Source organism: Streptomyces sp. NPDC052721, from assembly GCF_040678315.1.
Classification (GTDB): domain Bacteria; phylum Actinomycetota; class Actinomycetes; order Streptomycetales; family Streptomycetaceae; genus Streptomyces.
On sequence record NZ_JBFATL010000020.1, the window covers coordinates 80,106 to 93,023 of the forward strand.

The 12,918-nt window shown below is 73.5% G+C and carries 12 protein-coding genes and 1 pseudogene; 9 read left to right on the forward strand and 4 right to left on the reverse strand.

Annotation, left to right across the window (positions count from 1 at the left end; genetic code table 11):
• Positions 1 to 18 precede the first annotated feature (18 nt).
• Genes AB0L21_RS20430 through AB0L21_RS20440 form a run of 3 tightly spaced genes read left to right on the forward strand, consistent with a single transcriptional unit; the run spans position 19 to position 3,556 of the window.
• Positions 19 to 1,377, forward strand: coding sequence for a glutamine synthetase family protein (locus AB0L21_RS20430; protein ID WP_365703932.1), 1,359 nt, complete (start codon positions 19 to 21; stop codon positions 1,375 to 1,377).
• Positions 1,378 to 1,388: 11 nt separating this feature from the next.
• Complete coding sequence (locus AB0L21_RS20435; RefSeq protein WP_365785477.1) at positions 1,389 to 2,762, forward strand: aldehyde dehydrogenase family protein; 1,374 nt, start codon at positions 1,389 to 1,391, stop codon at positions 2,760 to 2,762.
• Positions 2,763 to 2,773: 11 nt separating this feature from the next.
• On the forward strand, positions 2,774 to 3,556 hold the full coding sequence (locus tag AB0L21_RS20440) for a 3-oxoacyl-ACP reductase (RefSeq protein ID WP_365704030.1): 783 nt from the start codon (positions 2,774 to 2,776) through the stop codon (positions 3,554 to 3,556).
• 14 nt (positions 3,557 to 3,570) lie between these two features.
• Here AB0L21_RS20440 and AB0L21_RS20445 read toward each other — a convergent pair whose 3' ends face one another.
• Entirely contained in the window at positions 3,571 to 4,773 is a 1,203-nt protein-coding gene (locus AB0L21_RS20445; RefSeq protein ID WP_365703936.1) for an amino acid deaminase/aldolase, read from the reverse strand.
• A gap of 1,252 nt (positions 4,774 to 6,025) precedes the next feature.
• Between AB0L21_RS20445 and AB0L21_RS20450 the strand changes: the two genes are divergently transcribed.
• Positions 6,026 to 6,922 carry a hypothetical protein gene (locus tag AB0L21_RS20450; protein WP_365785479.1) on the forward strand — a complete coding sequence of 299 codons (897 nt, stop codon included), beginning with the start codon at positions 6,026 to 6,028 and terminating at the stop codon, positions 6,920 to 6,922.
• Positions 6,919 to 8,079, forward strand: a complete 1,161-nt coding sequence (gene mycP, locus AB0L21_RS20455; protein ID WP_365785481.1) for a type VII secretion-associated serine protease mycosin — start codon at positions 6,919 to 6,921, stop codon at positions 8,077 to 8,079. The genes AB0L21_RS20450 and mycP overlap by 4 nt, the downstream gene beginning before the upstream one ends.
• A gap of 4 nt (positions 8,080 to 8,083) precedes the next feature.
• Here the strand turns inward: mycP and AB0L21_RS20460 are convergent, their stop codons facing one another.
• Positions 8,084 to 9,256, reverse strand: coding sequence for a lipase (locus tag AB0L21_RS20460; RefSeq protein ID WP_365785531.1), 1,173 nt, complete (start codon positions 9,254 to 9,256; stop codon positions 8,084 to 8,086).
• Between the two features lie 96 nt (positions 9,257 to 9,352).
• Positions 9,353 to 9,630, reverse strand: a pseudogene (locus tag AB0L21_RS20465) (hypothetical protein); the annotation flags it as partial.
• Positions 9,631 to 9,863: 233 nt separating this feature from the next.
• On the opposite strand from AB0L21_RS20465, the gene AB0L21_RS20470 reads away from it, so the two are divergent.
• Entirely contained in the window at positions 9,864 to 10,595 is a 732-nt protein-coding gene (locus AB0L21_RS20470) for an SseB family protein (protein ID WP_365785483.1), read from the forward strand.
• A gap of 1 nt (position 10,596) precedes the next feature.
• On the opposite strand, the gene AB0L21_RS20475 is transcribed toward AB0L21_RS20470, so the two are convergent.
• A complete protein-coding gene (locus AB0L21_RS20475) occupies positions 10,597 to 10,962 on the reverse strand; it encodes a DUF1844 domain-containing protein (RefSeq protein WP_365703948.1) in 366 nt (121 codons plus the stop codon).
• Between the two features lie 340 nt (positions 10,963 to 11,302).
• Between AB0L21_RS20475 and infC the strand changes: the two genes are divergently transcribed.
• The 3 genes from infC (at position 11,303) to rplT (ending at position 12,763) form a co-directional block, all read left to right on the forward strand.
• Positions 11,303 to 11,965, forward strand: a complete 663-nt coding sequence (gene infC, locus AB0L21_RS20480; protein WP_030654735.1) for a translation initiation factor IF-3 — start codon at positions 11,303 to 11,305, stop codon at positions 11,963 to 11,965.
• A gap of 123 nt (positions 11,966 to 12,088) precedes the next feature.
• Positions 12,089 to 12,283 carry a 50S ribosomal protein L35 gene (gene rpmI, locus AB0L21_RS20485; protein ID WP_004933563.1) on the forward strand — a complete coding sequence of 65 codons (195 nt, stop codon included), beginning with the start codon at positions 12,089 to 12,091 and terminating at the stop codon, positions 12,281 to 12,283.
• Positions 12,284 to 12,379: 96 nt separating this feature from the next.
• Positions 12,380 to 12,763 (forward strand): 50S ribosomal protein L20, encoded by a 384-nt coding sequence (gene rplT / locus AB0L21_RS20490; RefSeq protein ID WP_006141703.1) that lies wholly within the window; start codon positions 12,380 to 12,382, stop codon positions 12,761 to 12,763.
• Positions 12,764 to 12,918 lie beyond the last annotated feature (155 nt).

Genomic DNA, 12,918 nt, shown 5'->3' on the forward strand with positions numbered 1-12,918 from the left:
GCCGAAGGAGGCTCCCCCGTGGCAGACCGCACACCCCCGCTCAGCGTCGAGGAACTGCACGCCCTCGTCGCGAGCGGTGAGATCGACACTGTCGTCCTGGCCTTCCCCGACATGCAAGGACGCCTCCAGGGCAAGCGGTTCGCCGCCCGCTTCTTCCTCGACGAGGTCCTGCACCACGGCACCGAGGGCTGCAACTACCTGCTCGCCGTCGACACCGAGATGAACACCGTCGACGGCTACGCGATGTCCTCCTGGGAACGCGGCTACGGCGACTTCGCCATGCACCCGGACCTGTCCACCCTGCGCCGCGTCCCCTGGCACCCCGGCACCGCGCTCCTCATCGCCGACCTCGCCTGGAACGACGGCTCCCCGGTCGTCGCCGCCCCCCGCCAGATCCTGCGCCACCAGCTGGAGCGGCTCGCCGAGCACGGCTACACCGCCCAGGTCGGCACCGAGCTGGAGTTCATCGTCTTCAAGGACAGCTACGAGCAGGCCTGGGACGCGGGCTACCGGGGCCTGACCCCGGCCAACCAGTACAACATCGACTACTCCATCCTCGGCACCGGCCGCATCGAGCCCCTGCTGCGCCGCCTGCGCAACGACATGGCCGGCGCCGGCCTCACCGTCGAGTCCGCCAAGGGCGAGTGCAACCCCGGCCAGCACGAGATCGCCTTCCGCTACGACGAGGCCCTGCGCACCTGCGACCAGCACGCCCTCTACAAGACCGGCGCCAAGGAGATCGCCGCCCAGGAAGGCGTCTCGATCACCTTCATGGCCAAGTACAACGAGCGCGAGGGCAACTCCTGCCACATCCACCTCTCGCTCGCCGACGCCGACGGCACCAACGCCATGGCCGGACCCGACGGCATGTCCGAGGTGATGCGGCACTTCCTCGCCGGACAGCTCGCCGCACTGCGCGACTTCTCCCTGCTGTACGCCCCCAACATCAACTCCTACAAGCGGTTCCAGCCGGGCTCCTTCGCCCCCACCGCCGTCGCCTGGGGCCACGACAACCGCACCTGCGCCCTGCGCGTCGTCGGCCACGGCCGCTCCCTGCGCTTCGAGAACCGCCTCCCCGGCGGCGACGTGAACCCCCACCTCGCCGTCGCGGGGCTCGTCGCGGCCGGTCTGTACGGCATCGAGCACAAGCTGGAGCTGCCCGAGCCCTGCCCCGGCAACGCCTACAGCGCCGACCACGCGCAGGTGCCGACCACCCTGCGCGAGGCCGCCGAGCTGTGGGAGAACAGCCCGATCGCCCAGGCGGCGTTCGGCGACGAGGTCGTCGCCCACTACCGCAACATGGCGCGCGTCGAGCTGGAGGCCTTCGACGCCGCGGTCACCGACTGGGAGCTGCGCCGCTCCTTCGAACGCCTGTGAAAGGTCACCACGTGCCCGACCCGAACGAGCTGACCGTCCTCAACCCCGCCACCGAAGAGGTCGTCGCCACCGTCCCCGCCGCCACCGCCGGGGACGTCGACGCCGCCGTCGAACGCGCCGCCCGCGCCCAGCCCCGGTGGGCCGCCCTCGCCCCCGCCGACCGGGCCCGGCTGCTGCGCCGCTTCGCCGACGTGGTCGACGCCCACACCGAGGAACTCGCCCAGCTGGAGGTCCGCGAGGCCGGCCACACGATCGGCAACGCCCGCTGGGAGGCCGGAAACGCCCGCGACCTGCTCCTCTACGCGGCCGGCGGCGCCGAGCGCCTCCTCGGCAAGCAGATCCCGGTCCCCGGCGGCTGGGACGTCACCTTCCAGGAACCGCTCGGCGTCATCGGCGTCATCGCCCCCTGGAACTTCCCCATGCCCATCGCCGCCTGGGGCTCCTTCCCGGCGCTCGCGGCCGGGAACGCGGTCCTCCTCAAGCCCGCCGAGACCACCCCGCTCACCGCGCTCCGCCTCGCCGGACTGGCCCTGGAGGCGGGTCTGCCCGAGCACCTCTTCCAGGTGCTGCCCGGCTACGGCGACACCGCCGGACGCGCGCTGGTCGACCACCCGGACGTCGCCAAGATCGTGTTCACCGGCTCCACCCGCACCGGCCGCGAGGTCATGGAGCGCTGTGCCCGCCTGGTCAAACCGGTCACCCTCGAACTCGGCGGCAAGAGCCCCAACGTCGTCTTCGCCGACGCCGACCTGCGGGCCGCCCTCGACCCCTTCTCCTTCCTGGACAACTCCGGCCAGGACTGCTGCGCCCGCACCCGCGTCCTGGTCCAGGAGGCGGTGCTGGACGAGGCCCGCGCCTTGCTCGCCGACGCGCTGGCCGCCGTCGTCGTGGGCGACCCGGCCGACGACAAGACCCAGATGGGCCCGCTCATCTCCCACCGGCAGCTGGAGCGCGTACGCTCCTACGTCCCCGACGACGCCCCGGCCCTGCGCGGCAACGCCCCCGACGGCCCCGGCTTCTGGTTCCCGCCGACCGTGCTCACCGGCGAGCGGCACGACAGCCCGGCGGCCCGCGAGGAGATCTTCGGCCCGGTCGCCGTCCTGCTGCCCTTCACCGACGAGCAGGACGCGATCCGCCTCGCCAACGACACCCCCTACGGCCTCTCCGGCTCCATCTGGACCCGGGACGTCGGCCGCGCCCTGCGCGTGTCGCAGGCCGTCCGCGCGGGCAACCTGTCCGTCAACTCCCACTCCAGCGTCCGCTACTGGACCCCGTTCGGCGGCTACCAGCAGTCCGGCCTCGGCCGGGAACTCGGCCCCGACGCCCTGACCGGCTTCACCGAGACCAAGAACGTCTTCCTCAGCACGGAGGTCCCCGCACCGTGACCGACAACAGCGTGACCGACACAACTGTCTGCCGCCGCCTGGTGGGCCGTACCGCCGTCGTGACCGGAGCCGGCAGCGGCATCGGCCTCGCCAGTGCCCGCCGGCTCGCCTCCGAGGGCGCCCACGTCGTCTGCGCGGACGTCGACGAGGCGCGCGGCAAGGCCGCCGCCGACGAGGTCGGCGGGCTCTTCGTGAAGACCGACGTCACCGACCCCGAGCAGGTCGAGGCGCTGTTCAAGGCCGCGTACGACACCTACGGCAGCGTCGACATCGCCTTCAACAACGCCGGCATCTCCCCGCCCGACGACGACTCCATCCTGGAGACCGGCCTGGAGGCCTGGAAGCGGGTCCAGGAGGTCAACCTCACCTCCGTCTACCTGTGCTGCAAGGCCGCCCTCCCCTACATGCGCCGCCAGGGCAAGGGCTCCATCATCAACACCGCGTCGTTCGTGGCGCGGATGGGCGCGGCCACGTCCCAGATCTCCTACACGGCCTCCAAGGGCGGCGTCCTCGCCATGTCCCGCGAACTGGGCGTGCAGTTCGCCAGGGAGGGCATCCGGGTCAACGCGCTGTGCCCCGGCCCGGTCAACACCCCGCTGCTGCAGGAGCTGTTCGCCAAGGACCCGGAGCGGGCCGCGCGCCGCCTGGTCCACATCCCGGTCGGCCGGTTCGCCGAGGCCGAGGAGATCGCCGCCGCCGTCGCCTTCCTGGCCAGCGACGACTCCTCCTTCGTCAACGCCACCGACTTCCTGGTGGACGGCGGGATCGCCGGCGCCTACGTCACGCCTCTGTAGGGCGGCTCAGAGCCTCAGAGGAACGTACGCCCCTCACCCCGGTAGGTGGGCACGGTGGCCGTCACCGTGTCCGACTCGATCAGGTGCAGCGTGTCGAACCGCTCGCACAGCTCGCCCGCCTTGGCGTGCCGGAACCACACCTTGTCGCCGATGAGCAGATCGTCGGCGGGCGAGCCGAGCAGCGGGGTCTGCACCTCGCCGGGGCCCTCCTGCGGGTCGTACCTCAACCCCTCCGGCAGATACGGCACCGGCAGCCGGTCGGGGCCGGCGGCACCGGAGGCCGGGTAGCCGCCGCCGAGCACGGTGACGACGCCCACGCCGGGCCGCCGGACCACCGGCTGGGCGAAGAGGGCGGCCGGACGGCCGGTGAAGGACGTGTAGTTGTCGAACAGGCGCGGCAGGTACAGCCCCGAGCCGGCCGCGATCTCGGTCACCGCGTCCTCGGCGGCGGTGTGCTGCACACTGCCGGTGCCGCCGCCGTTGACGAACTCCAGGTCCGGGGCGACCGCCCGGACCGCCCGGACGACCGCCGCCCGCCGCTCGGCCAGCTCCCGCCGGGCGGCGGCCTGCATCAGCCGGATCGCCCGCGAGCGCAGGGGCCGGCCGGCGACCGCGTCCCCGACCCCGGCGACGTGCCCCTCGTACGCCATGATCCCCACCAGCCGGAAACCCGGCCGCCGGGCCACGGACCGCGCCAGCTCGGCGAGTTGGGCGGGGGAGTGCAGCGGCGAACGCCGGGCCCCGACCCGGACCCGGCCGCCGAGCAGCTTCAGCGAGGTGTCCAACTCCAGGCAGACCCGGACCACTTCACGCCCGCCGTTCCGGGCGGCGTCGATGAGATCGAGGTGCGCCGGATCGTCGATCATCACGGTGACGGCACCGGCCAGCTTCGGATCGGCGGCCAGCTCCGCGAAGCCCGCCCGGTCCGCCGACGGATAGGCCAGCAGGATGTCCTCGAACCCCGAACGCGCGAGCCACAGCGACTCGTCCAGGGTGAACGACATGATCCCCCGGAAGCCGTCCCTGGCCAGGACGCGTTCCAGCAGGGCCCGGCAGCGGACCGACTTGCTGGCGACCCGCACGGGCTTCCCTCCGGCCCGGCGGACCAGGTCGTCCGCGTTGGCGTCGAAGGCGTCCAGGTCCACGATCGCGAGAGGGGCGTCGAGATGGGCGGTGGCCCGGTCGTAACGGGCCCGGTCGGCGGCGCGCGCAGTCATGACGGAAGCCTGCCAGACAGGATTACCGCAGGGTAGGGGGACGTTCCGGGCAGATGCCTCTGGCTCGTGGACCGGTTCTCCTTCTCTCCCGGACAACCCGTAGAGTGACGCGCACGTACGGCGGAACGCGCCCGGCCAGCACGTGAACCGGGATGCCGGTCCGGCCGTACGGGTATGCGTGCCCGGAAGGAGCTTCCACACCGGGCGCGGCCGAGCAGCAGACCGGCCCGCGTACGAGGAGACGGCCCGGGCACGAGGAAACGGGGGGTGCATGAGCACGGAAGCCCGCCACGCCCCGATCCCGCGTCGCCCGTCGACTCCCCCGGGGCCCCCGGCCCAGCGCCCGCCGACGCCCTCGACGCCGCCACGCCCCGACGACGACCCCGACGAGGAGCCGTCGGTCTTCACCCCGCGTGGTGCCCGGCCCACACCCGACCCGGTACCGCGCGCCCACCGCCCGCGCCCGTCTGCCGTACCCGAAGCCCCCGCCCCCGTGAGCCCGCCCCCGCCACCCGCCTCGGCCCGGTTCCCCGACGCACCGCCGAGTACGGGGTCCGCCGGCGCACCGGCCCCGACGGCTTCGGCAACCGCGGCGGAGACGAGCACGGCCCGGCTTCGCCGGGGCAGGGAGCCCGGGGGGCAGGGCGCCCCGGCCGAAACCCCGTCGGAGACGACGACACGGCTACGCCCGATCCGCCCGGAGACCTCGCCCCTGCCGGCGTCCCCGACTCCGCCGGTCTCCTCCCGCACGCCGGATTCCCCGCGCTCTTCGGCCCCCGGCCCCCGGCACCCCGGCTCCGTTCCGGCTGGTCCTGTGGGGGCGCCGGGGAACCGCCGTACCAGTGGCGAGCCCGCGCCCGGACAGGCGGCGCCTCCCCGTACGGGCGGCGTGCCGGTGCCAGGGCGGGCGGAGGCTTCCCGTGCGGGGGGCGTGTCCGCGTCCGGCCAGGTGGGCGATCCCCGTGTTGGTGGGGTGTCCGCGCCTGGGCAGGCGGGGGATTCCCGTACGGGTGGCGGCCCGGTGGGAGGGCGGGCGGAGGCTTCCCGTGCGGGGGGCGTGTCCGCGTCCGGCCAGGCGGGCGATCCCCGTGTCGGTGGGGTGTCCGCGCCTGGGCAGGCGGGGGATTCCCGTACGGGTGGCGTGCCGGTGCCCGGGCAGGCGGGGAACTCCCGTGCGGATGGGGGGCCCGGGGCGGCGACGGACCCCCGCTCTGGTGTCGTCCCCCCGCCCGGGCAGACGAACGACCGGGCCATGGCCGGGGCCTGGCGTCCCATGGCTCCCGCTCAGCCCGTGCGTCCCGCGCCCGACCCCGCCCACTCGTGGGGGGCCGGAACCGGCGGGCTGCCGCTCGTGTCGTTCGGGGAACCCGAGGGGTTCGGGGGGCGGACGCGTCCCCGAGTCGGGGCGCGCACCGTCGCCGCCGCTGCCTGTCTCGTGCTCGGCCTCGGACTCATCGGCGGTGCCGCGACCGGGAGTTGGCTCACCGGGGACGGCGCGGCGGACAGTGCCGGGAGCGCGTTCGGCACCGCCCGGACCCTCTGGCACAGCGTGCCGGTGGACGAACTGTTCCCGCGCACCGTCCAGGGCACCGGCGCCGGCCCCGGCGGCGCCGACCGCACCTGGACCCGGATCGCCGTGGCGCGGGACAGCGGCTGCGCCCACGCCTTCGACCCGCTGCTGCACAAGGCCCTCGCCCCGGCCGGCTGCCGGCGGCTGCTGCGCGCCACCTACACCGACGCCACCCAGACCTACGTCACCACCGTGGGCCTGCTCTTCACCAAGGCCGACCCCGCCGCGATGTCCGCGCTCGCCGCCCGCTTCCGCGACGAGCACCTGGACAGCCGCGCCGACCTGATGCCCCGGCCGTACGCCGCCGCCGGCACGGCCGCCGCCGGATTCGGCGACCGGCAGCGGGCCTCGTGGACCGTCTCCGTCCTCACCGACGCCCCCGTCGTCGCCTACGCCGTCTCCGGCTGGGCCGACGGCCGTACCGTCGACACGCCCCAGCCCGCCGCGGACGCCGTCCGCTCCGGCGCCACCACGGCACCGGCCCAGGCCGGCCTCGGCAACGAGGCCCAGGGCCTGGCCGACCGCATCGAACGGCGCCTGCGCAAGACCGTCGGCACGGCCACGGAGAAGCCTTCATGAAGCACGCCGCCAAGGCGGCGGTGAGCCTGCTGCTCGCCGTCCCCCTCGCCCTGCTGCCGTCCGCCGCCGCCCACGCCGACGGCATCCGAGCCCAGCAGTGGGGCCTCACCGCCCTCCACCTGGACGAGGCCTGGCGGACCACCAAGGGCCGGGGCGTCACCGTCGCCGTCCTGGACACCGGCGTCGAGGCCGGCCACCCGGACCTCGCCGGCAACGTCCTGCCCGGCAAGGACATGATCGGCTTCGGCGCCGGACCGGGCGACCGCACCTGGGCCCGGCACGGCACCGCCATGGCCGGCATCATCGCCGGGCACGGCCACGGACCCGGCGACACCGACGGCGTCATGGGCGTCGCCCCCGAGGCGAAGATCCTGCCCGTCCGGGTGATCCTGGAGGACGGCGACCCCGCCCGCGCCAAGGCCCGCACCACCCGCGGCAACGCCCTCGCCGACGGCATCCGCTGGGCCGCCGACCACGGCGCCGACGTCATCAACCTCTCCCTCGGCGACGACTCGAACTCGGCCCATCCCGAACCCGGCGAGGACGAGGCGGTGCAGTACGCCCTGAAGAAGGGCGTGGTCGTCGTCGCCTCCGCGGGCAACGGCGGCGACAAGGGCGACCACGTCTCCTACCCGGCCGCCTACCCGGGCGTCATCGCCGCCACCGCCGTGGACAAGTACGGCACCCGCGCCGCCTTCTCCACCCGCCGCTGGTACGCGGCCGTCAGCGCGCCCGGCGTCGACGTCGTCATCGCCGACCCCGACCACAAGTACTACGCGGGCTGGGGCACCAGCGCGGCCTCGGCGTTCGCCTCCGGCGCGGCGGCCCTGATCAAGGCCGCCCACCCCGGCCTTTCCCCGGCCCAGATCAAGAAGCTCCTGGAGGACACCGCCCGGGACGCCCCGGCCGGCGGCCGGGACGACTCCCGGGGCTTCGGCATGATCGACCCGGCGGCGGCCCTGAGGGCTGCCGCCCGCGTCGAACCCCGGGGCCTGAAGGCCGCGTCGTACGGCGAGAAGTACTTCGGGGCCGGCCCGGACACCTCCAGGGCCACGAGCGGCCCCTCCGACTGGGCGGCCCCGCTCGCGGGCGGTGCGGGCGGGGTCCTGCTGGTGGCCGGGGTGATCCTGTGGCGGGGCCGCAGACACGCGGCATGAGCCGCTATCCGGCGATGTACCCGATCTCCGGGTAGCGAGGTGAAGCGCCGTTCAGCAGGTGCCCGGTGTCGGGACGACCGCGCAGCCGGAGGTCGAAGAAGGCCCGCACCGTGGCCCGTACGGCCGCCACCGCCCGGTCGGCGGGGATCGAGCCGACCTGCAACGGCAGCCCGGGCGGAAGCTGCGGGGCGAGGGCCACGAGGTCGGTGAAGGAGTGGTGTCCGGCGTCCGCGAGCCGCAGACAGCGGCGCCAGCCGCGCAGATTCCGCCAGAACTCGGGCCAGGACGGGTCCTTGTTCAGGCCGTCGTGCACCGCCGTGTCCATCAGCAGGAACGGCCGGTCCAGGCCGCGCCCGATCACCGGCCCGACCATCGTGCCGTCCAGGTCGGCGCCGGCCCGCACCCGCGGGTCCAGGTCCATGACGGCCGCCGCCGCGGCACCGCCCCGGGAGTGGCCGAAGGCCCCCACGCGGGTGAGGTCCAGGGCGCCGCGCAGCCCGCGCGGGAGCCGGCGCCGCCCGGCGTCCGGGGTGCCGCCCCGGACCAGGACGGCCAGGGAGTCGAGTACGAACCGCAGATCGGCGGCGCGCACCGCGACCGCGGCGGCGATGGCGTCCGCGCCCTCGGCGCGGTGGGAGAGCACCACACGGCCGTCGGGAAACTCCACCTCGCCCGAGTCGTAGGGGTGGTCGACCGTGACCACGACATACCCCCACGACACCAGCTCCTCGACCACCAGGGTGTTGAACGTGCGGTCCTCGGCCGCGCCCGGGGAGTACAGGAGCACCGGCCGGCGGCCCGGCCGGGCCGGGGCGCGGTCCGCGCTGTGCGTCGGCGGGAGCGCGTAGGCGTCCAGCACACCGCCGTACGCTGCCTTCAGCGCCCGCTCGGCACCCGGCGGCAGCCACGGCAGCAGCGGGCGGTCCCGGACGTCCACGGCCGGATAGGTGACGGTCGCCATCAGCTCACGCGGCCGTCCCGACCACGGATCGGTCCGCGCCCCGTCGACCAGGTGCAGCTCCACCGCACCCACCGGCGCGGGCCCGGTCGGCCCGGCCAGCCGGAGTTCGGTCGCCGCCGCGGCGTGCGCGGCTGTCGGCAGGGGAACGGTGGCGGCGACGACGGCTCCCAGGCCACCGGCGATGAGGGAACGGCGTGTGGGGCGTACGGGAGGCACTGCGCTCCTTCCGCGGCCGGACCCCGGACATCGGCGAGGAGGACTCCGTGCTCCGGCCTGGCCATCGTCAAGTCCCCCGCAGCCTAAGGCACTTGCCGCCGTGTCCGGCCCGGCCGCCCGCCCGACCGTGTGCCACAGCGCCGTCGCGGACGCGTTGTCGCTCTTCCCGGTCATCCTCGTGGCGTACGCCCGCTCCTGTGCCTCAGTCGCCGGCCCGCGTCCTGCGCCTGGAGCAGCGGCGCGGCCAGGATGTCGACCTGGACGATGCTCGCCGTGTCGAAGGCGGCGTCGCCGTACACGGCGCTCTCCCCGGACTCCGGCGCCAGCACCGCCGCCGACACCCGCGCGCCCGCCGGCACCTCGACCCTCGCCATCGCGGCGCTCAGAGCCGCTTGCCGGTCCACCGTCGCGGGCTCCGTGACGGACGCCTCCTTCCCCGGCCGTGACCCCGACCACGGTGAGGACGGCGAGTGCAGTGCACGGGAGGGTACGGCGCCGGGACGGACGCGCCCGCGATGCTCGGCGTCCGCTGCCCATGCAAACCGCCCTCCGGTTCCTTGCGGGGCCCGGTACGAGCTGCTTACACCCTGGATTAGGGTCGGGGACCGTGGCGAACAAGAACATTCCCGACCCCGGCTTCTCCGACGACGACGGCTCCGCCGACCCCCGGCTGAGCGCCGCGCTCGCCGCCTGGGCCGAGGACCGCGGCGCCCTCGGGTCCGTCCTGGAGGCGCTCAAGGGCGCCCGCCTGCTGGTCCCCGTCGTCGCCGTGCTCGGCGAGGTGGAAGAGGACGAGAACGGGTTGCGCCGCGAGAAGACGAGCGACATGGCCGTACCCACCCTGAAGGCCGGCGACCGCACCGCGCTGCCCGCCTTCACCTCCACGGACTCCCTCGCCCGCTGGGACCCCGCGGCCCGCCCGGTGGCCGTACCCCTGCACCAGGCCCTCCAGGCCGCCGCGCACGAGAAGGCCGACACGGTCGTGCTCGACCTCGCCGGACCCGTGCCGTTCGAGCTGACCGGCCCGGCGCTTCTCGCCCTCGCCGAGGGCCGCACCAGCATCGACCCGCTCACCGACCCCGCCGTGGTGGGGGCGGTCCGTACGGCGGTGGCGGCGGAGCCCGCCGTGCTGCGCGCCCACCTCGGGCCCGGGCAGGCCGACGGCACCCTCGCCCTCGTCCTCGACCCGGCCGTGCCGCCCGCCGAGGCCGCCCGCGCGGTCGCCGAGCGGCTCGCGGCCGACGAAACACTGCGGGCCCGCCTGGTGCGCGGCCTCGACCTGGCACTGCTGCCGGCCGGGACCACGCCTCCGGGCGAGCCCCTGTACATCAAGGAATAGGTCAGCCGTAGATCGGGCCGGTGTACTTCTCGCCCGGCCCCTGGCCCGGCTCGTCCGGGACGATCGACGCCTCGCGGAACGCCAGCTGGAGCGACTTCAGACCGTCGCGCAGCGGAGCGGCGTGGAAGGAGCTGATCTCGGTCGCGCTCGCGTCCAGCAGACCGGCGAGCGCGGTGATCAGCTTGCGGGCCTCGTCCAGATCCTTGTACTTCTCGCCCTCCTCGCTCAGCCCGAGCTTCACGGCAGCGGCGCTCATCAGGTTGACGGCGACCGTCACGATCACCTCGACGGCGGGGACCTCGGCGATGTCCCGGGTCATCGCGTCGAAGTCGGGAGCCTCGGAAGACTCGGCAGGGGTGTCACTCATGCCCCACACCATAGGTGGTCGCGCCCGGCGCCCCTCAATTAGCCCTTGTCAAGCGATCCTGCTAATCTGAAGGACGACCGGCTGGACATGACTGTGTCCGGCCCACAAGTGGAGGCTCCGATCTCCCACCTGACCGTCCTCCGGGACGGCGGGTCACCCGGTCAGGCGGCCACCATCGTTCCGTACGGACGATGGAGTCGCCCGAAAGCGCGCCCCGCGGCATCGCGGCGGTGCTCCGGTTGTTTGGAGCCCCGCCTGTGATCGTCCGGGGCATTTTTTGTGCTTCGGCGCGGTTAGGTCTAACGAAAAGAGACGTTACGCGGCTGTCCGCCAGACCGCCGTGTGGTGCTACCGAGGAGGATCCATCAGCGCCGAGCCCCGCATCAACGACCGGATTCGCGTTCCCGAGGTGCGACTTGTCGGTCCCAGTGGCGAGCAGGTCGGCATCGTGCCGCTCGCGAAGGCACTGGAGCTTGCGCAGGAGTACGACCTGGACCTGGTCGAGGTCGCGGCGAACGCCCGTCCGCCCGTGTGCAAGCTCATGGACTACGGGAAGTTCAAGTACGAGTCGGCCATGAAGGCCCGTGAGGCGCGCAAGAACCAGGCGCACACGGTCATCAAGGAGATGAAGCTCCGGCCGAAGATCGACCCGCACGACTATGACACCAAGAAGGGTCACGTCGTCCGGTTCCTCAAGCAGGGCGACAAGGTCAAGATCACGATCATGTTCCGTGGTCGCGAGCAGTCCCGCCCCGAGCTGGGCTACCGACTGCTGCAGCGGCTCGCTGAGGACGTCCAGGACCTCGGTTTCGTGGAGTCGAACCCGAAGCAGGACGGCCGGAACATGATCATGGTCCTCGGTCCGCACAAGAAGAAGACCGAGGCGATGGCCGAGGCCCGCCAGGCGCAGGAGGCCCGCAAGGCCGAAGCGAAGGCGAACCCCGGTAAGTCGCAGAACCCTGCCGAGGCTGAGGCGCCGTCCGAGGAGCCGGCCGAGGCGTGATCCCGGGGGATGTGCGTTCCCGTACGTCCCCGAGGATGTAACCGAAAGAAGAGAGCGACGCTCCACCGTGCCCGGTTTCACGACCGGGCACCGGAGCGCCACCGACGAGGAGAGAACGGCGCTATGCCGAAGAACAAGTCGCACAGCGGTGCCAGCAAGCGCTTCAAGGTCACCGGCTCCGGCAAGGTGCTCCGTGAGCGCGCCGGCAAGCGCCACCTGCTCGAGCACAAGTCGTCCCGCGTCACGCGTCGCCTCACCGGCAACGCCGAGATGGCCCCGGGCGACGCCGCGAAGATCAAGAAGCTTCTCGGCAAGTGACGCGGCGGCGCGCTGAGCGCCGTGCGTCGGGACCGGGACCGAATCGATTCCGGGTCGTGTGAGTACCACCACGACCCCGCTACAAGGAGTTAACAAGTGGCACGCGTCAAGCGGGCAGTCAACGCCCACAAGAAGCGCCGGGCGATCCTCGAGCAGGCCTCCGGCTACCGCGGTCAGCGTTCGCGCCTGTACCGCAAGGCCAAGGAGCAGGTCACCCACTCGCTGGTCTACAACTACAACGACCGCAAGAAGCGCAAGGGCGACTTCCGTCAGCTGTGGATCCAGCGCATCAACGCCGCTGCCCGCGCCAACGGCATCACCTACAACCGCTTCATCCAGGGTCTGAAGGCCGCGAACGTCGAGGTCGACCGCAAGATCCTGGCCGAGCTGGCCGTGAACGACGCGAACGCCTTCGCGGCGCTCGTCGAGGTCGCGCAGAAGGCGCTGCCGTCGGACGTGAACGCTCCCAAGGCCGCGTGACGCTGCGCCGGCGCTAGGCCGACGCTCACTGTAGGACCCGCAGGCTGTTATGGCTTGCGGGTCCTGTTGTTGGGGTCCACTGCACGTCGTTCGGCCGCGGGCCCGTCGTGGTCGCTCGCGCCCACGCGGCGGAGCCGCATATCGACAGAGCCCCG